Consider the following 22,407-nt stretch of genomic DNA (forward strand, 5'->3'; position numbering starts at 1 on the left):
GGCTCATCTCCTCGCGCCGAAGGACAGGTGGTCGTGGACGAGCCGGACCACCATCGCGCCCTCACCGACCGCGGAGCCGACCCGCTTGATCGAACCGCTGCGCACGTCGCCGATCGCGAACACGCCCGGCCGGTTGGTCTCCAGCGGGAACGGCCTTCTGCCCTTCTGCCACCAGGTGTCGTCGGTCGCGACGTGTTGACCGGTCAGGACGAACCCGTCCTCGTCGACCGCGATCAACGAGGAGAGCCAGGCCGTGCACGGCGTCGCGCCGATGAACACGAACAGACCCCGCACCGGCAAGGTCCGCCGCTCCCGGTTGCGGTTGTCCTGCACGACCACACCGTCGAGCTTGTCGCCGCCCAGCAGCTCCACGACCTCGTGGCGCAGCAACACCTCGATCCGGGGATGGCTCGTCACCCGGTCGACCAGGTAACGGGACATGTCCTTGTTCAGGTCGTCGCCGCGGACCACCAGGTGTACGTGAGGCACGCGGTCCGCGAGGAACACGGCCGCCTGGCCGGCCGAGTTGCCCCCGCCCACGATCGCGACCGGGCTCGCCTCGCACGCCCGTGCCTCGTGGATCGTGGCGGCGTAGTACACGTCGGTCGACTCGAAGTCGGCGAGCCTGGGCAGGTCGAGCTTGCGGTAGCGGGCCCCGGTCGCGATCACCAGCGACCGCGTCCGGACCTGGGACGAGTCGTCGAAGCTCACCACGTAGTGCCCGTCGCGCGAGGAGAACTCGACCGCTTCCACCGACACGTGCACCGGCACGCCGAACTTCTCCGCCTGCAGCACCGCGCGTTCGGCCAGGTCCGGGCCGGAGATGCCGGCCGGGAAACCCAGGTAGTTCTCGATCCGCGACGTGGTCCCCGCCTGGCCGCCGGCCGCGACCGAGTCGACGGCCACGACGTCGAGTCCGTCCGCCGCGCCGTACACGACGGCGGCCAGGCCGCCGGGGCCGGCACCGACCACGAGCAGGTCGGTGAGGTTGCGCGGCGGGGGGTGCGCGTGCAGGCCCAGAGCTTGGGCGAGTTTCCGGCTGCTCGGGTTGCGCAGCGTCCCGCCACCGGGGACCACGACCAAGGGGGTCTCGTCGATCGTCACGCCGAACCGGCGCAGCACCTCCTCGGCGTGGACGTCCCTGTCGGTGTCGACGAGCCGGTGCGGGACCCGGTTGCGCGCGGCGAACTCCAGCAACCGCTTGGTGTCCGGGGAGAAGCACGAACCGATGATCTGCAGCCCGTTGCCCCGGCCGATCAGCACCGCCCGGCGCATCAGGTACGCGCGCAGGACCAGGTCTCCCAGCACGGGATCGTTGCGCACCAGTTCGTTCAGCTGGTCCGCGGTCAGCTGGACGACCTCGCCGGGCTGGGCGGCGACAGCCGTCACGAACGACGGTTGTCCCTCCAGCAGGCCGAGTTCGCCGAGGAACCGCCCAGGTCCGTGGACTCGCACCACCTCACCGTGCTCCAGCACCTGCACGAGACCGCTGACGATCACGAAGAAGTCGTGGTTCCGGTCACCTTCGGCGTAGAGCACCTCGTCCTCTTGTGTCGCACGTCGTGTGCCGTACCGCGCGAACTGGTCGATCTGGTCGTCGTCGAGTCGGGGGAAAGCACCGTTCTCGTCCGGGGTCTCCTGCACGGGCAGGTCAGACGAAAGCCTCGTGGGCATAGCACCACCGCCAGTTCTCGCCGGGTTCCAGGGATCGCACGATCGGATGGCCACCGCCGAAGGCGTGCCTGCGTGCGTGCTTCATGGGGGAGGAGTCGCAGCAGCCGACGTGGCCGCAGGTGAGGCAGAGTCGCAGGTGGACCCAGGAGGTGCCCGCGACGAGGCACTCCTCGCACCCCTGAGGTGTTCGCGGCACGACCTCGCGCACCAGCGCCAGGTGTTCGTCCACGACCGTGGTCATCGTTCCTCCCGCATCACGTCGTCGAGCACCAGCGACAGGCCGATGCCCACCAGCCACACGTCCTTCGCCAGCGAGATGCCCTGCTCGGTCGGCCGCAGGCTGCGTTCCTGCCGCATCCCGGGTGTCTTCAGGTAGAGCCCGAGCAACGCTCCGCCGAACCCGGTGAGCGCGGCCCCCGCGACGATCCCGGGCACCAGCGGCACCAGCAGAGCCACGCCGGTCGCGATCTCGCCGGCCGCGAGCAGCTTCGCGAACCGCTGGGGATCGAGCTTGCCCAGCAACGGGTACGTGTTCGCGGCCCAGCCGTGCATCGACTCGGCCGCTTGCTGGTCGGCGTGCAGCTTCCCGAGTCCCGAGTTGAGCACGTACGCACCTGTGGTGATGCGCGCGGGCAGTTGGCGCAGCAGGGATCGGCTGATCATGTCCTCACCTCCGGGACGAGAGCGTTGTCGAGCCAGGCGCGCAGCTGGGGTGCGGGCACGGCACCGGGCTGGCGCGCGATGACCTCACCGCCGCGCAGGATCATCAACGTGGGTATGGAACGCACGTCGAAGCGTTCGGACAGGCGGGGTGCGCGGTCCACGTCCACCCGCACGAGCTTGATCTCTCCCGCCCGTTCGTGCGCGATCTGGTCCAGCACCGGGCTGACCATCCGGCACGGCCCGCACCACGTCGCCCACATGTCCACCAGCACCGGGACGTCGGCCTGTTCGGCCACCTCACCGAAGTCGCCGTCCAGCGCGTCGACGATCCACGGCAGCGGCCGGCCGCAGTTGCCGCACTTCGGTCTGCCCTGTGCGGCAACGGGTATGCGGTTGGTCTTGCCGCAGTTCGGGCACGAGATGTCGGTCGTCCTCATGCGGCCGCCCTGCTTTCACCGGACGTGCTGACGGAGAGCTCGTCGTCCGCCACGTCCACCCGGATCGTCGCGTTCTCCGCCACGTCACCCGCGATCAGCGCCCGTGCCACCCGCGTCTCGATCTCGTGCGCGATGTAGCGCCGCAGCGGCCGTGCGCCGTAGACGGGGTCGAAACCGCGCCTGGCGATGAACTCGCGGGCCTCGGGAGTGAGCTCGACGTCGATCCGGCGTTCGGCGAGGCGGGTGCGCAGCTCGGCGATCTGGAGGTCCACGATGCGTTCGATCTGCTCCAGCCGCAGCGGCGTGAACAGCACGATGTCGTCGACGCGGTTGAGGAACTCGGGCCGGAAGTGGTCGCGCAGCGATGCCAGCACGGCCCCGCGCGCGTCCGGCTTGATCTCCCCGTCGGGTGTGACACCGTCGAGCAGGTACTCCGAGCCGATGTTGGACGTCATGATGATCACGGTGTTGCGGAAGTCGACCGTGCGGCCCTGCGAGTCGGTGATCCGTCCGTCGTCGAGCACCTGCAGGAACGTGTTGAACACGTCCGGGTGCGCCTTCTCCATCTCGTCCAGCAGCACGACGGAGTAGGGCTTGCGCCGCACCGCTTCCGTGAGCTGGCCGCCCTCGTCGTAGCCGACGTAACCGGGTGGCGCGCCGACGAGCCGCGAGACCGTGTGCTTCTCCTGGTACTCGCTCATGTCGAGGCGCACCATGTTGTCCTCGCTGTCGAACAGCGCCGCCGCCAGCGCCTTCGCGAGCTCGGTCTTGCCGACCCCGGTGGGGCCCAGGAAGATGAACGACCCGATCGGCCTGCGCGGGTCCTTCACGCCCGCCCGCGCCCGGATGATCGCGTCGGCGACCAGCCGCACCGGCTCGTCCTGGCCGATCACCCGGTCGTGCAGGATCTGGTCGAGCCTGAGCAGCTTCTCGCGTTCGCCCTCCTTGAGCCGCGACACGGGGATGCCGGTCCACGCCGCGACGATCTCGGCGATCTCGTCCTCCGTCACGACCTCCTTGAGCAGCCGGTGCTGACCCTGTTTGCCGGCCAGCCGTTGCTCCTCGGACGCGAGCTGGCCCTCCAGGTCGGCGAGCCTGCCGTAGCGCAGTTCCGCGGCCCGGTTGAGGTCGTACGCCCGTTCCGCTTCCTCGGCTTCGCGGCGCACGCGTTCGAGTTCGCCGCGGAGGTCCTGCACGCGCCGGATCGCCTGCCGTTCCGCCTCCCACTGCGCGGTCATGGCGTCGAGCTCGGCGCGGAGGTCGGCGAGCTCCTTGCGCAGCGCCTCCAGGCGGTGCCTGCTCGCCTCGTCGGTCTCCTTGGCGAGTGCGGCCTCCTCGATCTCCAGCCGGGTCACCCGCCGCGAGGTCTCGTCCAGCTCGGCGGGCATCGAGTCGATCTCGGTGCGCAGCCGGGCACACGCCTCGTCCACCAGGTCGATCGCCTTGTCCGGCAGGAACCGGTCGGTGATGTAGCGCTGGGACAGCACCACGGCGGACACCAGCGCGGCGTCCTGGATCTTGACACCGTGGTAGACCTCCAGTCGTTCCCTGAGCCCGCGCAGGATCGAGATCGCGTCCTCCGGTGACGGTTCGGCCACGACCACGGTCTGGAACCGCCGCTCCAGCGCGGCGTCGGACTCGATGTGCTTGCGGTACTCGTCGAGCGTGGTGGCGCCGATCAGGTGCAGCTCACCGCGCGCGAGCATGGGTTTGAGCATGTTGCCGGCGTCCATCGACCCCTCGGCGGCTCCCGCGCCCACGACCGTGTGCAGCTCGTCGACGAACAGCAGGATCCTGCCTTCGGCGGCCTTCACCTCGGCGAGCACGGCCTTGAGCCGCTCCTCGAACTCGCCGCGGTACTTGGCGCCCGCCACGAGAGCACCCATGTCGAGGGAGAAGACCGTCTTGTCCCGCAACCCCTCCGGCACGTCGCCGCGCACGATGCGCTGCGCGAGTCCTTCGACGATCGCGGTCTTGCCGACGCCGGGCTCACCGATCAGCACGGGGTTGTTCTTCGTCTTGCGGGACAGGATCTGGACCACCCGGCGGATCTCCGCGTCCCGGCCGATCACCGGGTCGAGGTCACCGGTCCGCGCGTCCTCGACCAGGTCGCGACCGTACTTCTCCAGTGCCTCGTACGTCCCCTCCGGCGTGGCGCTGCGCACGCGCTGGTTGCCCCGGATCCTGGTCAGTCCCTCCAGGAACCGGTCGCTCGTGACGCCGTGCTGCGCGAGCACCTGACCGGCCTTGGTACCGCTGCCCTCCTCGGCGAGAGCGAGCAGCAGGTGCTCGACGCTGACGTACTCGTCCTTGAGCCGCTTGGCTTCCCGTTCCGCGGCGTCGAGCAGGCCCATCAGCCGTCGGGTGACGCTGACCTGCCCGGGTTGGGCACCCGGTCCGGTCACCCTGGGGCGGCGGGCGAGCGCGGATCGGACGTCCTCGGTCAGCGCCCGCACGTCCACGTCCGCCTGGGCGAGCAGCCGTGCCACCAGGCCGTCGGGCTGCTCGACCAGTGCCAGCAGGAGGTGTTCGCCGTCGGTCTCGGTGTGCCCGAGCCGCCGGGCGACCTCCTGGGCGGACTGCAGCGCCTCCTGCGACTTCTGCGTCAGCTTGTTCACGTCCACAGCCACATCACCTCCACGACGGATCACTTCCGCGCACTTGTGCTTCCAGGACCCGGATCCGGTCGAGCAGGTCCAGCACGAGCGCGACCGCGCTGTAGTTGAGCGAGAGCCCGCCGCGCAGCCGCTGGATCCTCGCGATGCGGGCTGCGGTGTCCGGGGGGAACCACAGCCGTCCGCCGTCGTCCACCGCGCACTCGATCAGCCCGAGCGCGGCGAACCGGCGCACCAGGTCCGGGTGGAGTCCGGTGTGGACGGACACCCGGTCGACGCTCAGCCGGGCCGGTTTGGTCAGGACGTACATCACGAGCCCCTCGGGTCGAAGTCGGAGACCGCGGCCAGTTCCTCGAACAGTTCCCGCTCCCGCTTGCCGAGCGACTTCGGCACCATGACCTTCACGACCGCGTGGAGGTCACCGTCCTTCCCGCGCGGGTTCGGCATGCCCTCGCCGCGCAGCCGCAGCCGCCGTCCGCTCGACGAGCCCGGGACCACCCGCACCTTCGCCTCCCCGCCGGGGGTCGTGATCGGCACGGTGGCGCCGAGGGCGGCCTCCCACGGGGTGACGGGCAGGTCGACGACGATGGTGCGGCCTTCCAGCCGGTAACGGGGGTGCGGCGCGATCCGGACCACCAGGAACAGGTCCCCGGACGTACCACCGCCGGAGCCGCGGCCGCCCTCGCCGGACAGGCGGATGCGCTGGCCGTCCACCACGCCGGCCGGGATCGTCACGTCCAGCTCGCGGTCGCCGACGGTCAGGCGGCGGTGGCCGCCCCGGTAGGCCTCCTCGACCGAGAGGGTCAACTCGGCCTCCTGGTCGGCGCCCGGTAGCGGGCCACCCCGTCCGCCGCGGCGGAAGACACCGCCGAAGAGGTCCTCGAAGTCGAAGTCCTCGAACCCGCCGCGGCCCGGTCCGCTCGTGTACGCGGTGCGGCCTCGGGGAGCGCGTTCCCCGTAGTCCTCCGGAACCTGGCGGAAGTCGGCGCCGAACCGGTCGTACCGCCGGCGCTGGTCGGGATCCGACAGGACCCCGTAGGCCTCGCTGACCTCTTTGAACCGGTCCTCGGCACCGGGGTCGCGGTTGACGTCCGGGTGGTACTGCCGGGCGAGCGCGCGGTACGCCCGCTGGATCTCCTCGGTGCTCGCCCCGCGCGGCACGCCGAGCACCTCGTAGAAGTCCCTGGCCACGTCGTCATCACCCCCTGGCGCGCGCCACCGCGACGGCGGCGGGACGCAGATCGCCGTAGCCCGGTCGCAGCACGCGCACGACCGTGTTCGGCGGGGCGTCCGGGTCGTCCAGCACCGTCACGACCTCGTGCACGGCCGGGTCGAACGGCACCCCGGTGGCGTCCTGGCGCGGGTAGCCGAGCCGGGCGAGCAGCTCGACGGCCTGGTCGAGGGTCGCCCGCACGCCCTCGGCCAGGGCGTCGTCGGACGCGTGCTCGAGCGCGAGCTCCAGGTTGTCGAGCACCGGCAGCCAGGCCGACGCCACCCGCGCGCGTTCGGAGACGCGCTGGCGCTCCAGCTCCCGGCTGTGGCGTTTGCGCGTGTTGTCCAGCTCTGCCATGGAGCGCAGCCAGCGGTCTTCCAGTTCGGCGACGTCCGGGACCGGCGCGGGGGAAGGGGGAGCGCCTGCCCCGGACTCGGCCGCGGCGTTCGCGGCGTTCCCCTGGGAGGTCACGGTGATCAGACCCGGTCGAAGTCGGCGTCGATGACGTCGTCGTCCTGCGCGGTGGCCGAGCTCGGGCCGGAAGACGGCGGCGGAGCGGACGACCGTGCCGCCACCAGGCCGTTCAGCACCTGGGTGAGCTCGTCGGTCATCTCCCGCACGCGCTCGATCGGCGCCTCGTCCTGCAACGCCTCGCGCGCCTCGGACACCAGCATCTCGGCACGGGCCTTCTCGTGCGCCGGCGCGTTGTCGCCCAGGTCGGACAGCGTCTTCTCGACCTGGTAGGCGATCGAGTCGAGGGTGTTGCGGGCGTCCACGGCCTCGCGCAGCCGCTGGTCCTCCGCCTGGTGCGCCTGCGCGTCGGTCACCATCCGTTCGATCTCGGACGTGTCGAGGTTCGAGCTCTCGCTGATCGTGATGCCTTGCTCGGCTCCCGTGTCCTTGTCCCGGGCGGTCACGTTGAGGATGCCGTTGGCGTCGATGTCGAAGATGACCTCGACCTGCGGTTCCCCGCGGGGCGCGGGCCTGATGCCGCTGAGCTGGAACCGGCCGAGCACGCGGTTGTCGGCCGCGCGTTCGCGTTCGCCCTGCAGCACGACGACGTCCACCGCGGGCTGGTTGTCCTCGGCGGTGGAGAACACCTCGGAGCGGCGGGCCGGGATGGTCGTGTTCCGCTCGATGATCTTGGTCATCACGCCGCCGCGGGTCTCGACGCCCAGCGACAGCGGGGTGACGTCGAGCAGCAGCACGTCCTTGACCTCGCCCTTGAGCACACCGGCCTGGACGGCGGCACCGAGTGCCACGACCTCGTCCGGGTTGACGCTCATGTTCGGGTCCTTGCCGCCGGTCAGCCGGCGGACGAGCTTCTGCACGGCCGGAATCCTGGTCGACCCGCCGACGAGGACGACCTCGTCGATGTCGTTCGCGGTCACCTTGCCGTCGGCCATGGCCTGCTCGACCGGGCCGAGGCAGCGTTCCACCAGGTCTGCCGTGATCTGCTCGAACGTCGACCGCGTCACGGTCTCGGTCAGGTGCTTCGGGCCGCTCGCGTCGGCGGTGATGAACGGCAGGCTCACCTGGGTCTGGGTGACCGAGCTGAGCTCGACCTTCGCCTTCTCCGCGGCCTCGGACAGCCGTTGCAGGGCCTGGGCGTCGCCGCGCAGGTCGATCCCCGTGTCGTTCTTGAACTTGTCGGCGAGGTGGTCGACCAGCCTGTGATCGAAGTCGTCGCCGCCGAGGTGGGTGTCACCGGAGGTGGACCGCACCTCGACCACGCCGTCACCGACGTCGAGCAGGGACACGTCGAACGTGCCGCCGCCCAGGTCGAACACGAGCACCGTCTCGTGTCCCTTGCGGTCCAGCCCGTACGCCAGCGCCGCCGCCGTCGGCTCGTTGATGATCCGCAGGACCTCGAGACCCGCGATCTTCCCGGCGTCCTTGGTCGCCTGGCGCTGCGAGTCGTTGAAGTACGCGGGCACGGTGATCACCGCCTCGCGCACCTTCTCCCCGAGGTACTTGCTCGCGTCGTCGACCAGCTTGCGCAGCACCTGCGCGCTGATCTCCTCGGGTGCGTAGAGCTTGTCGCGCACCTTGAAGCGCACCGAGTCGTTCGGTCCGCGGACGACGTCGAACGTGACCGACTTCGCCTCCTCGCCGACCTCGTCGAACCGGCGGCCGATGAAGCGCTTGGCCGAGTTGATCGTGCCGTGCGGGTTCAGCACCGCCTGGCGCTTCGCCAGCTGTCCCACCAGGCGTTCGCCGCTGTCGGTGAACGCCACGACGGACGGGGTGGTCCGCGACCCCTCCGCGTTCGCGATCACGGTGGGCTGGCCTCCCTCGACGACCGCGATGGCGGAGTTCGTCGTGCCGAGGTCGATCCCGACTGCCGCTGCCATCACTCACCACCTCCTGCCGGGGTCATGGCGCTGAGGAGTCGCAGTGCGTCCTCCGCGACCTCCTCGTCCACGACGAGGTCGTACCGGCTGGGAACCATCGCGGTCACCGAGCTGAAGTCACGCCTGCCGCGCTGCAGGGCGTAGGTGATCGCGCCGATGACGGCGCCGATGAGCGCGCCGAACACCAGGCCGTACAGGGCGAGCGTGAACGCGGCGACGAGCGGGTTGATGAGGTCGAACAAGCCGAAGATCCAGCCGAACAGCAGTCCGGGGACAGCGCCGGTGGCGGCGCCGTGCAGCATCGCCCGGCCCCAGTTCATCCGGCCGACGACCTGCTCCACCATGCGGATGTCGACTCCGACGATCGCGGTGCGGCCGACCGGGAACTTGTTGTCGGACAGGTGGTCGACGGCGCGCTCGGCGTCCTCGTAGTTGCTGAACGACGCGATCGTGCGCCGGCGCGGCGTATTCTGCGTGGTGCCGGCGCCGGTGTCAGCGCGTGCGTGGGCACCCGAGTGGTGGGTGGTCATGGCTGCTCCCTCAGGCGTTGACTGCGGGTTGGTCGCGGATCTCATCCGCGCGGGGCCTGCCGGCCCTGCGCGGTTTAGTCCCGTGCTTCGCGTCAACCCTCGCGAAGAACACATGTGCGGCGCGTCGTCCTGCCAGGACCAAACCGGTCTTCCGCAATGGACATGGGAGCATGACCGCGAGGTCTCCGGGCGGTCGACGGGCAACCAGTCACGGAGGGACCATGACCGCTGGCATCGGAGGAGTGGACGGGTGGGCTCGCACCCAACTGTCCAATCTCTACGGCGTCTTCGTGTTGTCGATGAAGATGTTCGGCGGCAGGGACGCCGCGAAGATCCTCGCCCTCGCGGCGACCGCGGTGCCGTCGCTCGGGCCGTGCACGGTGGCCGCGACCTACCTCGTGGCGGGGGGCGCGCTGGAGCGCCAGCCCTCGGACCGCCCGCCCGACGCCGAGCTCGACCGCATCGTGTCGCAGATCGACGAGCACGGATCCGGTGTGGCGCTCCCCGGCGGCACGTGGCGCTGGGCGTTCCCGCTCAGGAGCAGGCCGGTCTCGCCGGCTGCCTGAGCGGGAACGCGGACTCGGAGCCGTCGGTCGACGTCATGTTCCTGCTCAAGACGCTCTGCCAGCAGACCAGTGCCGCGCTCGCGAACGCGGCACTGCACCGCAGGGGTGACGAGTACGTCGAGGAGCTGCGCCGGTCCAACGACGAGCGGGCGGCGGTGAACGCCCGGCTGACCGCCACGGTCGACGTGCTGCGGCACCAGCAACGCGTGCACGACGTGCTCACTCGTGAGGGTGCCTGGGGAGACGGTGAGCCGGGAATCGCGCAGGCGCTGCACGAGCTCACCGGGCTGTCCGTCGCCATCGAGGACAAGTTCGGCAACCTGCGCGCGTGGTCGGGACCGGGGCTCCCCGACCCGTACCCGAAGCTGCCCGCGCGGCGCAGGGAGGACCTGCTGGCCCGTGCCGCCCGCTGCACGTCCCCGCTGCGGGAGAAGGACCGGCTGGTCTCGCTGGTCAAGCCGCACCACGAGGTGCTGGGCGTGGTCTCCCTGGTCGATCCGGCGAAGACCGCGGGGGACCAGGACGTCTTCACGCTGGAGTACGGCACGACCGTGCTCGCGCTGGAGCTCGCCCACCAGCGCACCCTCGCCGAGGTGGAGCTGAGGTTGCACCGGGAGCTCGTCGACGACCTGATCGCCGGCACGGACAACACCAGCGCGTACGCACGGGCCGACGCGCTGGGCCACGACCTGCGGGGCACCCACCAGGTGCTCGTGGCGCAGTGGGACGGCGCTCAGGCCGACAGCGTCCTGTCCGACGCGGTGGCGCGTGCGGTGGTCGCCCTGGAGTGGAAAGCCCTGTGCTCGCGCCGCTCCGGCGTCGTGGTGGTGCTCGTCGCCGGAGATCCGGACTGCGAGGCGCTGTTCCGATTCGTGGCGAACGACCTGGGCGTGGAGACGGGAATCGTCGCCGTCGGGGGAAGGTGCGACACCCCGGACGCGCTGCCCCGGTCGTTCCGCGAGGCGGTGCGCACGCTGCGCATCCGGCAGGCCTCGGGCACTCCGAGCGGGATGGCGTCGTTCGCCCAGCTGGGCCTCTACCGCATCCTCGACGCGGGGGAGGGCCGCGCCGAGGTGACGTCCTTCGTCCGGCAGTGGCTCGGCGGACTGATCGACTACGACGAGGCGCGGGCCGCGGACATGGTCCGCACGCTCTCCCAGTTCCTCGAGTGCGGCGGCAGCTACGACAGGACCGCGACCGCGCTGATGATCCACCGCAGCACGTTGCGGTACCGGCTGAGCAGGATGAAGGAGATCACCGGTTTCGACCTCGGTGACGTGGAGACCCGGTTGAACGTCCACGTCGCCACCCGCGCGTGGCAGGTGCTGCAGGGACGATCGCTGGAGGGCCTGTGACCGTTGCGGTGTTCGATGGCGTGCCGCTGGACGTGCACTCCCACCTGTGCGTGTTCCACCACGGTCCCGCCGAGCGGGACGAGCTGCTGATGCCGTTCCTCTCCGACGGCCTCCGCCGCGGCGAGGCGTGCCAGTACTTCGCCATGGCGGGGGACCGGGACGACGCGGAGCGGAAGCTGGGAGGTCCGCACCCGCGACTCCAGGTGAACGACGCGGAAAGCCGTTACCGGTGCGATGACGGCATGGACAGCGACGCGTTCATGGCCGAACTCGACGAGTGGTCGGGCGAGCAGGAAAACCCCTGCCGGGTCGCGGGCGACATGCGCTGGGCCGGCAGTTCGCTGAGCCGGCCGGGTCAGCTCGACGCGCTCTTCCGGCACGAGGTGAACGCGAGCCGGTGGGTGACGACGCGCCCGGTGTACGCGTTGTGCTTCTACGACCTCGACCTGTTCGACGGCGACGTGATCGTCCCGATGGTGAACGCCCACCCGCAGATCTGGATGACCGGCGTGCTCCTCGACAACCCCTACCACCAGCAGCCTCTGCCGTGAACGGGAGTGACCCCGCAGGTCTACTGCCCACTGTGGAATTCCGCCTCGCAGAGCGAAGCGTCGCACGCGTGCGGTGCGGCACCGTGCTCATCCCGATGATCTGCTGGAGGTGTGAGCATGGTGGTTCCCGTTGCCGTCGCGAAGGTGATCAGAGTCCGTGTGAGCGGGGAGGTCGACGCGTCCACCGTGGACCTCCTGGTCAGTGCGATCGAGCCGCACCTGGACATGTCGAACGCGAGGATCGTGGTGGACCTGAGCGGGGTCACGTTCCTGGGGACCGCCGGCCTCAGGGTGCTGGCGCGGGCCGAGCGGCACGCGAACCGGCTCGGATCGGAACTGTGCCTGGTCAGTCCCAGCGTCGCCGTGCAGCGGTCCCTGGCGATGCTGCATCTGCTGCGCACGTGACCACCTGCGCTCACGGTCGCGGTGAACGAGCCGATGGCCTGCAGGCCGGCGGCGCGGTAGGCCTCTTCCCCCAGGAGGCGATCATCGCGACACCCGCGCCGCGGCTCCGCGCCGCGAAGGTGCTTGCGAACACGGAAGAGTGAACCGACCTCGCCGTCCACTGTGGAGGAACTGGACGGCGCGGGACTGTTCGTGCTGGTGGTGCGAGGTTCGCGGATTCTCGGGTAACGGGTCGATAACCGAACCCATCCGCTCTGTGCGGGGCGGCGAATCCCCTCCGACACAACCCGAACGCTCCCTGGAGATGTCCCGTCATGAACAAGTCGGTCCGCAACACCGTTCTCGCCGTCGGCACCGCCGCGCTCGCCCTGTTCGGCACGGCGTGCGGCTCGGGCGACACGGCCGGCGGTGGCAGCTCCAGCTCCGCCGCCGCGCCCACCACGACGGCGTCCTCGTCGGCCGCGATGGCCGACCCGGCCCGTGACCTCGTCGGCCCCGGCTGCGCCGACTACGCCAAGCAGGTCCCGTCGGGCTCCGGTTCCGTGAGCGGCATGGCCGCCGACCCGGTCGCCACCGCCGCGTCCAACAACCCGCTGCTCACCACCCTAGTCAGCGCCGTCTCCGGCAAGCTGAACCCGAAGGTCAACCTCGTCTCGACCCTCAACGGCGGCGAGTTCACCGTCTTCGCCCCGGTCGACTCCGCGTTCGCCAAGATCGACGCCGCGACGATCGAGAAGCTCAAGACCGACGACGCGCTGCTGACCAAGATCCTGACCTACCACGTCGTCCCCGGCCAGATCTCGCCCGACAAGATCGCCGGCGACCAGAAGACCGTGCAGACCGGCACCGTCAAGGTCACCGGCACCAAGGACGCGCTGAAGGTCAACGACGCCAACGTGATCTGCGGCGGCGTGCACACCGCCAACGCCACCGTGTACCTCATCGACTCGGTGCTGCTCCCCGCCTGACATCTCCAGGGGAGAGGCAGTACCGCGACTCCGGGAACCGCACTGTGTTGCGGTTCCCGGAGTTTTTTGCGTCCGCCCGGCAGCGTCGCCCAATTCAGGAACGCTCGTTCTTGACTGATCGTTCCTGAAAACGCTAGGGTCGTCTCATGGGACGGCGACGGTCATTCGACGTGGACGAGGTCGTCGAGGCGGCCGCGGAGTTGTTCGCGGGCCGCAGCTACGACGGTGTCTCGATCGACGACCTGGTCAAGCGGCTGGGCGTGCACCGCAACAGCCTCTACGGCGTGTTCGGCAGCAAGCGCGGGGTGTACCTCGCGGCGTTGCGCCGGCACATCGACCAGGAGGTGCGTCCGCACCTGGCCCGCGCGGCGGAGCCGGGGGTCGCGCTGACGTGGGACCTGTTGCTGCTCGCCGCGGTGGACCGGGCGCCGGACGACGCGGAGGTGGCGGAGCTGGTGTCCGCCGTCTTCGCTGAGCTCGACGAGGCGACGGGTGATCCGGCGGCCACCGAGGTGCTGCTGGGCCGGTGGCTGCGTCGCCGGCCCGAGGCCGGGCGCCACGGCGTCCCGGCCGAACAGGACGCGCCGGAAACGGCGCCTGGTGAGGGGATCTGACATGGCTGTGGTCAGCGTGCAGGGCGAGGACCTGGTGGTGGAGATGGAGGGACTGGACAAGCTGTGGGCTCTGAAGAGCCGACTGACCATCCCTCTGGCGAACGTGCGGGGCGCCACGGTGGATCCGGGGATCCTGGGCGAGCCCAAGGGAATCCGGGCGCCGGGCACGCACGTGCCGAAGGTGATCACCGCGGGCACGTTCCACCACGAGGGCGAGAAGGTCTTCTGGGCGGTGCGGGACGCGCAGAAGGCCGTGGTCGTGGAGTTGGCCGACGAGACCTACACCCGGCTCGTGGTCGAGGTCGACGACCCGCGCGCGGTCGTGGCGATGGTCGAGAAGGCGACGAACCGATGATCGCCAACGCCGCGGTGGCGTTGGCGGCGGTGATGTCGACGGCGGCCGGTGTCACGCTCGCCGCACCGGCCCCGGCCGCCCTCGCGGTCGACGGCGGTCACCACGCCGGACGGGTGCCGGCGCAGGACGAGGAGATCTCCTTCGTCGTCGACGGCACGACCACCTACGGGACGTTGCACGTGCCCGAACGCCGCCGTGGGGAGCGACTGCCCGCGGCCCTTCTGCTGCCCGGTAGCGGACCGACCGATCGCGACGGCAACCAGCCTCCGGCGCTCACGCCGAACACCCTGCGCGATCTGGCCGGCGTGCTGGACCGCGATCGCGTGGTGACCCTGCGGTTCGACAAGTACGGGACCGGCCGCACCGGACTGGGGGAGTGGGCTGGGCGTCCCCAGGAGATCGACTACCCGGCGTTCGTCCGGCAGGCCGCGGCCGCCCGCGACTACCTGCGGGGCCGCGAGGAGGTGGCGCCGCGCCGGGTGGCACTCGCGGGCCACAGCGAGGGAGCGATGACCGCGCTGGTGCTCGCCGCGGACGCACCCCGCGACCGGCGTGCCGCCGCGCTGATCCTGTTGCAGCCCTTGGCGTTGCGGATGCTGGACGTGCTGGCCATGCAACTGCACGACCAGATCGGGCAGGCCGTCGAGGCAGGTGCCATGCCGGAGGCAGAAGGGCGGGCCGCAGACCGCGCGGTCGACCTGGCCGTGACCGACCTGCGGGAAGGCCGCCCGGTCGACACGACGGGCATGCCGCCCGCGCTCGCCGCGCTGTTCCAGGCACTGGCAGGACCGAGCCGCCGGTACATCACCTCCGTGGACGCCTACTCCCCGCCCGACGTCGCGCGCCGCCTGCGCCCGATGCCCGTGCTGCTCACCTGCGGTGCACTGGACCCCCAGGTGCCCTGCCACACCACCGACCAGCTCGCCGCCGTGGTCGGTCGCCGCGTGGTCCTGCCGGACGTGGGGCACGCGATGACGACCGCCGACGGCACGTTGTCACCGGTTCTGACCAGGCGGCTCAGCGCCCTGCGGTGGTGACGAGCGGCTCACCAGGTTGCCGCACCGGCGAAAGACGTCGGTGCGGGCCTGTACCCGAGGTGCGTCCGGGCCGCCGTGATGTCCAGAGTGCGCTCGTGAGCGAGGTGGCTGATGGCGTACCGGGTCAGGCGGGGAGGCGTCGCTCGACCCGCCAGTCGCCAGACAGGTTCGGCCACCGCTGCCAGGGACCAGGCGAGTCCCAGGGGGAGGTGGCGGATCCGGACGTCCAGGCCGCGTTCCCGCAGGAGGTCCCGCAGCGCGCTTTCCAGTACGACCGGCGCAGAGTCCGCCACGTTGTAGACGCCGGGCCGGCCGGTGCAGGCCAGCAGGCCGGCCTGTGCCAGGTTGCCGATCGACGTGAGCGACTGCGGCGCCTGCCCGTCGCCCACGAGGAACAAGGTCCGGCCGCGGATCGCGCTCAGAACCCGCGGGAGCAGAGTCGGGTCGCCGGGGCCGTACACGGCATGGGGGCGGAGGACGACGCTGTTCGGACGTGCCAGCACCACTCCTTCGGCTTCGGCCTTCGTCGCACCGTAGGCGGTGAGGTAGCGACTCACCGGGGCGGTGGACTCGACCGCCGAGGTGGTCGGCCGGAACGGGTCGTACACGCTCGCCGACGACATGTGCACGAACCGCGCCTCGGGGAAGGTCTCCAGGACGTTCCGCGTGCCGGAGACGTTCACCCGCCGGATCTCCGCGGGCGAGCCCCAGTCGGTCACGGCGGCGGCGCAGTGCACCACCGCGTCGACGACCGGCGGATCGGTCAGCGGGCCCGTCGTGATGTCCCACGAACGCGACCCGTAGGCGTGCACCTGCCAGCCGCGTGCTTCGGCGGCACGGCACACCGCCCCGCCCACGAAGCCGGTCGCCCCCGTCACCGCGAGCCGCATCAGAGAGCCAGTGTCGTGCGGAGGGCGGACCGGTCGATCTTCCTGGTGCGGCCCGACAACGGCAGCTCCGGCAGGACCACGACCTCGTCGGGCAGCGCGTAGACGTCGATCAGGTCCGGCAGCGAGGCCCGGACCCGCGCGGCCAATTCGGGGCCCGCGTCCGGGGTGGGCACGAGAGCCAGCACGATCCGCTCGTCGCCGATCTCGTCCGGCACGCCGATCATGACGGCGTCCGCCACTCCCGGCAGGCGGGTGATGGCCGGTTCGTACAGGCCGGGGTACACGTTGGTGCCCCCGCGCAGGATCATGTCCTTCTTCCGGCCGGTGAGCACGATCAGGTCGCCCTCGAGCCGGGCCAGGTCGCCGGTGGCGTGCTCGGTCAACGGTGGCGATCCCAGATAACCGCGGCACAGGTTGGGCCCGGACACCACCAGTTCTCCGTCCTCGGCGACGCGTGCCCGCACGCCCGGCAGCGGCCGGCCGAGGAGGTCGCCGTCGTGTGCGAGCTTCTCCTCGGCGGTCGCGATCGCCACCGGGAGGATCTCGGTCATGCCGTACACGGCGAGCAGTTCGACCTCCGGCAGCGCGGCTCGCGCACGTCGCAGCAGAGGTGGCAGGACGGGTGCGGACCCCAGCAACACCTGGCGCAGCGACCGCGGCAGCGTCACCCCGCTGTCGAGGATGGCGGCCAGGTCGGAGGGCACCAGGAACGTGTGGGTGGCGCCCTCCAGGCCGGCCGCGAGCGCGGTGGGCTCCGCGGCGGGTGCGAACCCGTAGGGCGGCATGGACCAGTGCGCACCCGCGATGAGCGCGGGAAGTCCCAGCATCATCTGGTCGGTGTGGACTCGGGAGTCCTGGTCGAGTTCGCACCGCGTCGCCAGCACGGTCAGCGCGGCCGCGAGCGAACCCCTGGTGTGCACAACGGCTTTGGGCTCCGCCGTGGTGCCCGAGGTGAACACGACCACGGCGTCCTGGTCCGGCCGGGGATCGGGCACCGGCGCGTCGGCGACCGGTTTCGCGAGCCTCCGGGTGGACACCGAGCGCAGCGGCACACCGGGCAGCCACGGCCCGGACCTGATGTACCGCACCGGCAAGGACGTGTAGTCCGGGAGGAGCACGCCCCTGCGACGAGCCAGGGCGCGCACCGGGCCGGGTGCGCTCGCCGCGTACAGCAGGGACTCGGCCGCCACCCACGCCGGTCCTGCCAGCTCGGTGCGCTTCGTGAAGAGCTCCTGCCCGCCGCCGGGGTCGACGAACACCACCGTGCCGCCGGCCGCGACGGTTCCGAGGGCCAGGACGATCGCGTCGGGCCCCGGTCGCACCGAGAACAGCATCCGGCTTCCAGGTGAGAAGCCCCGGGAGCGCAACCGGTGCGCGGTGCCGAGCACGCGGTCGGCCAGCTCGCCGTAGGTCGTCGTCCTCCCGCGTCCGTCGGTCAGCGCGGGGCGCCGGCTGTGGCGCCCGGCCGCCTGCAGCACCCCGATCAGCAGGTCGTCAGCCACTGCGCACCACCAGTCTCGAGTAGGAGGGGATCAGCACCCGTCGGGCGACGCTCCGGTCCACAACGGACAGGGGAGTCGCGTCGAGCACGGCGCCGAGCACCGCGCGGATCTCCGCTTGTGCCAACGGCATTCCCAGGCAGAAGTGCGGTCCCGCGCCGAACCACAGCTGCCTGATCTCCGGCGGGTGCGGACGCTCCGGATCGAACGACCCCAGCGCGGTGGCCGCCGAGATCGTCGCGATCACCACCCGGTCGCCCGCCCGCACCGGCACCCGGCCGATCCGGGTGTCCGCGGCGACGCTGCGCAGCATCACCGGCGAGGGCACGGTCACCCGCAGCGCCTCGGCGACCGCGTCGTCGACCCGGCTCCTGTCCGCCGCCAGCCGGTCCAGCCAGCCGAAGTCGTGCAGCAACGCCACCAGCCGCGGGACGTACGACACCAGCGTCTCGGTCCCCGTGAGCACGAACGCGGCCACCGCGCCGAGTGCCTCCTCCTCGGTCAGCCCGAGCTGCCGCATCCGGCCCGGCACGGTCGCCGGGTCGCCGTCGGCCCACGCCCGCGCGGCCGGCCGGGTGAGCACACCCAGCGACTCCCGGCACCGCAGCACCTGCGCGGGCGTCAGCGACCGGCGGCCCAGCCGGATCGCCGAGGTGATCGCGGTTCCCGCCACGTGCGCCGCCACCGCCTGCGACGCCTCCAGTCCGACCAGCCCGCAGATCACCGCACCCACCAGTCGCCGCACGACGGCCACCAGGTCGACCGGGCGGCCGGACCTCAGAGCACCCCGCAGCTCCTCCAGCGGTGCGTCGAGGACCGTCCCGCACAGCTCGGACACGCTGCGGGGTGTGAACAGCCCGGACAGCTTGCGCCGGAGCTCGCCGTGCGCCGCGCCCTCCATGTTCAGCAACACCGTCGGGCCCACCACAGGTGTCCACAGGTCCGCGGGTGACCCCGGCCCGGTCTTGGTGAAGTGCGCCGGGTCGTTGAGCACTTCCTTCGCGAGAGCGGCGTCGCTGACCACGACCCCCACCCGCGGTACGCGGACCACCGGCGCGATGCGGCCGACGGCGCGGACCAAGGGGTAGGCGACCGGGTGCGCGGCCAGTTGGAGCTTCAGCTCCCAGCTCATCGGATGTCCACGACGTCCGGCCGGTAGCGGTGGTCGGCGTACCAGGCGAGCGTTCTGCGCAACCCCCACGCCCGCGCCCGCCGCGACGAGCCGTGCACGACCACGTCCCGCCTCCGCCCGTACGCCCTGGTGTGCAGGCGAACCGCGTTCACCAGGGCGCGGTCCTCGTGCAGGTCCTCGATCTTCGACCGCGGGAACCCACCGGCGAGCACGTACAACTCGGCCGTGATCGCCATGTTGCAGCCGGGCGTCATCACGTACGGACCCAGGTAGCGCGGATCCCTGTTGCCGGACCTCACCTTGCCGAACAGCGACGCGACCTCGACGGCGCCGACGAGCAGCCACCGCGTGACGGCCGGAACCCCTTCGTCCTTGCGCGGCAGGAGCTGTCCTGACACCAGTCGAAGCCCGCCACCCAGCGCGGCCTTGATCCGAGCCGTCCAGTCCGGCGCCGGCAGGCAGTCGGCATCCGTGCGCGCCAGCCACCGCGCCCCGCGGGCGACGGCGTGGCGCATCCCGGTGTCCGCCGCCGCGCCGGTGCCCTTCTGCGGCTCGTGCACGACTTCCAGCCGCAGCCCAGGATTCTCCCCGTGGAACCGCCGCACCACATCCACAGTGGAATCGGTCGAGCCGTTGTCCACCACGACCAGCGTGAAGTCCTGGTCCTCCTGCGCCGCAAGGGATCTCAGCGTCGCGACGATGGAGCGTTCCTCGTTGTAGGCCGGCACGACCACCCACAGGCTCACAGCCGCACCACCACGAGTCCGAGGCTCACTCCGCCGGCCAGGCCCACCAGCGCGACGAGGTCGCCGGGACCGCAACGGCCCATGCGCTGCGCGGTGACCAGTTGCAGGGGCAGGCTCGCGGACGCCACGTTGCCGTGCTCGGCCAGCGTCACCACGAGCTTGTCGCGCGGCACGCCCGCGCGATCGGCGAAGATCTCCAGGTAGGGCAACGACACCTGGTGCACGCAGGCCACCGCGAAGTCGTCCCACGTCAGATCGAGCCCGCGGAGCGTGTCGTCGAGGACGTCGCGGCCCAGGTGCAGGAACGCGTCCTTGAGCCGCGGACCGTCCATGTCGAAGTAGGTGAACTCCGGATCGCGCGGATGCCGGGAACCACCGCCGGGGAGGGTGCCGACGTCCCACCACGTCGAGTCCGCGGTGAACGCACTGCCCAGCACGCCGGCATCACCGGCGGTGAGCAGCACGGCCGCACCCGCGTCGGACAGCGTGTACCCGGGAAAGGCACGCCGGAACTGCGCTGCGTCCGCCACGTCCCAGCGCACAGCCCGCGACGGTGACTCCCCGCTCGCGATCAGAACCGTGCGGTAACGACCCGTCGAGATCAAGGCGTCGGCGACCTCGATCGCGTTGAGCACGCTGTTGCACGCGTTCTTGACGTCCATCACGGGGCAGCGCAGCTCGAGCTTCGCCGCGACGATGTGGGCGGTCGCCGGCTCCACCATGTCCTGACTGGCGGAGGCGAACAGGAGCAGGTCGACGTCCGCCGGCTCGGACCCGGTGTCCGCCAGCAACTTCCGCGCCGCCGCGACCGCCAGGTCGGATGCCTGCTCGTCCTCGCGCATCACGTGCCGCGACCGGATGCCGGTCAACCGGCCTATGAGCCCGGGCGGCGGGGTGAACGGTCCCAACCGCCGCTCCACCTCGTCCGTGCTCAGCCGCGTCTCGGGCAGGTGCACCGCCACACCGGCCAACCGTGTACTCACTCCCGCACCTCCTGCGTGCACGTTATATGCGGTGGCTCGCAGCGACGTCGGTAGAACTACTCGGATGATCAGTCGGCGGTGGCGCCGGTGCCTGTGATGCGCGACTCCCAGGGCGTGCTGCCCGGCAGGACCGTCCATCGTGCACACTTCTCCTGCCGCAGGGGGCGGCCCTGGGGGAGAAGTGATGCGCGCTGTCGTCGCGGTCGCGCTGCTCGTGGGGGTGTACGTCCTCGGGCTGGCGCTGATCGCCGGAATCGTGCTGGTCAACGTCCTGTTATTCGTCCACGATCGGCTGATCTGGCCGAGCAGGAGTCCAGGGGCTATCCGACCCGCTCGGCGAGGTAGAACAGACGTGCCAGCCTGGGACGACCCGCGGAATCCGCCTCGTAGAACTCCACGGGCATCGACGCCACGGGCGATCCCTCCGGTCCCGCGGCCACCAGGAACCGGGATCGCTCGGCATCGACGCACGTCATCGGGAAACGCACGGGCTCCTGCGGGCCTCCCAGCAGCCGGCCCACCTCCACCTGGGAAGGCTCCGGCTCGATCTGCACGTACAGGCCTCCGTTCGCGTCACTTGTGATCACGAGGCGGCCCTCCACTGCTTCGTACCGGCCGACGTACAACGAGGGATCCACGGGCTCGGGGACGTCGGGCGGAGACTGTGGAGTCGGCAGCTCCAGGCCGAACTCCTGCTCCAGGATCTCGGCGGAAAGCACCGAGTGCAGGCCGTATCCGGTGTTGCTGTTGGTCAGGACCGCGACCGCGGCGTGCTGGTCGGGGATCACCCACAGCGTGGACTGCATGCCGATGTTGCCACCGGCGTGCGCCACCAGCCGCCGGTCGCCGACGTCGACGATCCCCCATCCCAGCCCCCAGCGGGGGTAGGGGAAGCCGCCCCAGATCTCGGTCTGCGGTGTCTGCATCGCCGCCACCGACTCCGCCGACAGCACGCGGCGCCCATCAGCGGCAAGACCGCCGTCGAGGTGCAGCCGCGCGAGCCCGATCAGGGCGGCCACGTCGAGCCAGAGCGTCGATCCCGCGGGAGCGTTGCCGAACCACTTGCGCAGCAGCGGCGCCGGCGTCACGTCACCCGTGGCCGGGTCGACCATGTGGCCGATCGCCGTCGAGCCCATGATCATGCGGTCCGCGTACGTCGTGGCGTTGAGACCGAGCGGGCGCAGGACGCGCTGATCGAGTGCGTCGTCGTAGGTCTGCTTCGTGAGGACCTCGGCGATGCGTCCCAGCGTGGCCATGCCCGGGTTGCTGTAGCTCCACTGCTTGCCCGGTGTGCCGGGGAAGGGCAGGGCCTTGAGCCGCTGCAGGAACTTCTCGATGACGTCCGGTCCCGCCGGGTCGTCGGGGAAGAAGTTGCCGGGTAGCCCTGCCGTGTGGCTGAGCAGCATCCGCACGGTGACGGCCGCCGACTTGGCCGGATCCGCGAGGGTGAAGTCCGGCAGGTAGCGCTGGACCGGAGCGTCGAGCTCGACGAGCCCGTCGTCCACCAGCGTCATGATCAGCGACGCGGTGAAGACCTTGCAGATCGAGCCGGAAGCGAACAGGGTGTCCGGCACGACGGGCGCACCGGTGTTCATGTTCGCGGTACCCGTCACGGCGCTGACCGTCTCCTCGCCGCGGAGGATCGCGACCGCGGCACCCGGCACGAGGGTGGTGGCGGCGAGTTCCGCCAGCCTCACCTGGAGTTCATCTGACGTCATCATGCGACGGACACTGCCACGGGGGCACGGGTCGTCGCAGGCGCAAACCTTCGCATTGCTCCCTGTCCGGATTCGACAGGTGTCGATCGGATCTTTCGCACG

At 70.9% G+C, this 22,407-nt stretch carries 24 protein-coding genes; 8 read left to right on the forward strand and 16 right to left on the reverse strand.

What is annotated here, in order from left to right:
- Positions 1–3 precede the first annotated feature (3 nt).
- Genes ND450_RS06685 through ND450_RS06730 form a run of 10 tightly spaced genes read right to left on the reverse strand, consistent with a single transcriptional unit; the run spans position 4 to position 9,486 of the window.
- A complete protein-coding gene (locus ND450_RS06685) occupies positions 4–1,674 on the reverse strand; it encodes a cyclic nucleotide-binding domain-containing thioredoxin-disulfide reductase (RefSeq protein ID WP_253325283.1) in 1,671 nt (556 codons plus the stop codon).
- Positions 1,652–1,915 (reverse strand): UBP-type zinc finger domain-containing protein, encoded by a 264-nt coding sequence (locus ND450_RS06690; RefSeq protein ID WP_253325284.1) that lies wholly within the window; start codon positions 1,913–1,915, stop codon positions 1,652–1,654. The genes ND450_RS06685 and ND450_RS06690 overlap by 23 nt, the downstream gene beginning before the upstream one ends.
- Positions 1,912–2,337, reverse strand: a complete 426-nt coding sequence (locus ND450_RS06695) for a DoxX family membrane protein (protein WP_089927912.1) — start codon at positions 2,335–2,337, stop codon at positions 1,912–1,914. Before ND450_RS06695 ends, ND450_RS06690 begins: the two co-directional genes overlap by 4 nt.
- The gene (gene trxA, locus ND450_RS06700; protein WP_253325285.1) at positions 2,334–2,774 is read right to left on the reverse strand and encodes a thioredoxin; all 441 of its coding nucleotides are present in this window, start codon (positions 2,772–2,774) and stop codon (positions 2,334–2,336) included. The genes ND450_RS06695 and trxA overlap by 4 nt, the downstream gene beginning before the upstream one ends.
- Positions 2,771–5,398: an ATP-dependent chaperone ClpB gene (clpB, locus tag ND450_RS06705; RefSeq protein ID WP_253325286.1), complete on the reverse strand. Its 2,628-nt coding sequence runs from the start codon at positions 5,396–5,398 to the stop codon at positions 2,771–2,773. Before clpB ends, trxA begins: the two co-directional genes overlap by 4 nt.
- Positions 5,399–5,405: 7 nt before the next feature.
- Complete coding sequence (locus ND450_RS06710; RefSeq protein ID WP_253325287.1) at positions 5,406–5,699, reverse strand: chaperone modulator CbpM; 294 nt, start codon at positions 5,697–5,699, stop codon at positions 5,406–5,408.
- Positions 5,699–6,580 carry a DnaJ C-terminal domain-containing protein gene (locus ND450_RS06715; RefSeq protein ID WP_253325288.1) on the reverse strand — a complete coding sequence of 294 codons (882 nt, stop codon included), beginning with the start codon at positions 6,578–6,580 and terminating at the stop codon, positions 5,699–5,701. The genes ND450_RS06710 and ND450_RS06715 overlap by 1 nt, the downstream gene beginning before the upstream one ends.
- Before the next feature lie 7 nt (positions 6,581–6,587).
- Complete coding sequence (locus ND450_RS06720) at positions 6,588–7,073, reverse strand: nucleotide exchange factor GrpE (protein ID WP_253325289.1); 486 nt, start codon at positions 7,071–7,073, stop codon at positions 6,588–6,590.
- A gap of 5 nt (positions 7,074–7,078) precedes the next feature.
- Complete coding sequence (dnaK, locus tag ND450_RS06725) at positions 7,079–8,956, reverse strand: molecular chaperone DnaK (RefSeq protein WP_253325290.1); 1,878 nt, start codon at positions 8,954–8,956, stop codon at positions 7,079–7,081.
- Complete coding sequence (locus ND450_RS06730) at positions 8,956–9,486, reverse strand: general stress protein (RefSeq protein ID WP_253325291.1); 531 nt, start codon at positions 9,484–9,486, stop codon at positions 8,956–8,958. The genes dnaK and ND450_RS06730 overlap by 1 nt, the downstream gene beginning before the upstream one ends.
- A gap of 221 nt (positions 9,487–9,707) precedes the next feature.
- Between ND450_RS06730 and ND450_RS06735 the strand changes: the two genes are divergently transcribed.
- The 8 genes from ND450_RS06735 to ND450_RS06770 all read left to right on the forward strand — a co-directional run bounded on the left by ND450_RS06735 (position 9,708) and on the right by ND450_RS06770 (position 15,337).
- Positions 9,708–10,052, forward strand: a complete 345-nt coding sequence (locus ND450_RS06735; RefSeq protein ID WP_253325292.1) for a hypothetical protein — start codon at positions 9,708–9,710, stop codon at positions 10,050–10,052.
- Positions 10,001–11,407, forward strand: a complete 1,407-nt coding sequence (locus ND450_RS06740; protein ID WP_253325293.1) for a CdaR family transcriptional regulator — start codon at positions 10,001–10,003, stop codon at positions 11,405–11,407. The genes ND450_RS06735 and ND450_RS06740 overlap by 52 nt, the downstream gene beginning before the upstream one ends.
- On the forward strand, positions 11,404–11,958 hold the full coding sequence (locus ND450_RS06745) for an MEDS domain-containing protein (protein WP_253325294.1): 555 nt from the start codon (positions 11,404–11,406) through the stop codon (positions 11,956–11,958). Before ND450_RS06740 ends, ND450_RS06745 begins: the two co-directional genes overlap by 4 nt.
- A 117-nt stretch (positions 11,959–12,075) precedes the next feature.
- Complete coding sequence (locus ND450_RS06750) at positions 12,076–12,363, forward strand: STAS domain-containing protein (protein ID WP_253325295.1); 288 nt, start codon at positions 12,076–12,078, stop codon at positions 12,361–12,363.
- 314 nt (positions 12,364–12,677) lie between these two features.
- The gene (locus ND450_RS06755) at positions 12,678–13,331 is read left to right on the forward strand and encodes a fasciclin domain-containing protein (RefSeq protein ID WP_253325296.1); all 654 of its coding nucleotides are present in this window, start codon (positions 12,678–12,680) and stop codon (positions 13,329–13,331) included.
- Between the two features lie 146 nt (positions 13,332–13,477).
- Positions 13,478–13,945, forward strand: a complete 468-nt coding sequence (locus ND450_RS06760; RefSeq protein WP_253325297.1) for a TetR/AcrR family transcriptional regulator — start codon at positions 13,478–13,480, stop codon at positions 13,943–13,945.
- 1 nt (position 13,946) lies between these two features.
- Positions 13,947–14,300 carry a hypothetical protein gene (locus ND450_RS06765; RefSeq protein WP_089927939.1) on the forward strand — a complete coding sequence of 118 codons (354 nt, stop codon included), beginning with the start codon at positions 13,947–13,949 and terminating at the stop codon, positions 14,298–14,300.
- Positions 14,297–15,337 carry a S9 family peptidase gene (locus ND450_RS06770; protein WP_253325298.1) on the forward strand — a complete coding sequence of 347 codons (1,041 nt, stop codon included), beginning with the start codon at positions 14,297–14,299 and terminating at the stop codon, positions 15,335–15,337. Before ND450_RS06765 ends, ND450_RS06770 begins: the two co-directional genes overlap by 4 nt.
- Before the next feature lie 8 nt (positions 15,338–15,345).
- On the opposite strand, the gene ND450_RS06775 is transcribed toward ND450_RS06770, so the two are convergent.
- The 6 genes from ND450_RS06775 to ND450_RS06800 all read right to left on the reverse strand — a co-directional run bounded on the left by ND450_RS06775 (position 15,346) and on the right by ND450_RS06800 (position 22,308).
- A complete protein-coding gene (locus ND450_RS06775; protein ID WP_253325299.1) occupies positions 15,346–16,227 on the reverse strand; it encodes an NAD(P)-dependent oxidoreductase in 882 nt (293 codons plus the stop codon).
- Positions 16,227–17,729, reverse strand: a complete 1,503-nt coding sequence (locus ND450_RS06780) for a class I adenylate-forming enzyme family protein (protein ID WP_253325300.1) — start codon at positions 17,727–17,729, stop codon at positions 16,227–16,229. The genes ND450_RS06775 and ND450_RS06780 overlap by 1 nt, the downstream gene beginning before the upstream one ends.
- Complete coding sequence (locus ND450_RS06785) at positions 17,722–18,858, reverse strand: cytochrome P450 (RefSeq protein ID WP_253325301.1); 1,137 nt, start codon at positions 18,856–18,858, stop codon at positions 17,722–17,724. Before ND450_RS06785 ends, ND450_RS06780 begins: the two co-directional genes overlap by 8 nt.
- Positions 18,855–19,604, reverse strand: a complete 750-nt coding sequence (locus ND450_RS06790) for a glycosyltransferase family 2 protein (RefSeq protein WP_253325302.1) — start codon at positions 19,602–19,604, stop codon at positions 18,855–18,857. The genes ND450_RS06785 and ND450_RS06790 overlap by 4 nt, the downstream gene beginning before the upstream one ends.
- Complete coding sequence (locus ND450_RS06795; protein WP_253325303.1) at positions 19,601–20,587, reverse strand: 3-oxoacyl-ACP synthase III family protein; 987 nt, start codon at positions 20,585–20,587, stop codon at positions 19,601–19,603. Before ND450_RS06795 ends, ND450_RS06790 begins: the two co-directional genes overlap by 4 nt.
- Positions 20,588–20,907: 320 nt before the next feature.
- Positions 20,908–22,308, reverse strand: a complete 1,401-nt coding sequence (locus ND450_RS06800) for a serine hydrolase (RefSeq protein ID WP_253325304.1) — start codon at positions 22,306–22,308, stop codon at positions 20,908–20,910.
- Positions 22,309–22,407 lie beyond the last annotated feature (99 nt).

It is taken from the genome of Lentzea sp. HUAS12, assembly GCF_024125735.1.
Lineage (GTDB): Bacteria > Actinomycetota > Actinomycetes > Mycobacteriales > Pseudonocardiaceae > Lentzea > Lentzea albida.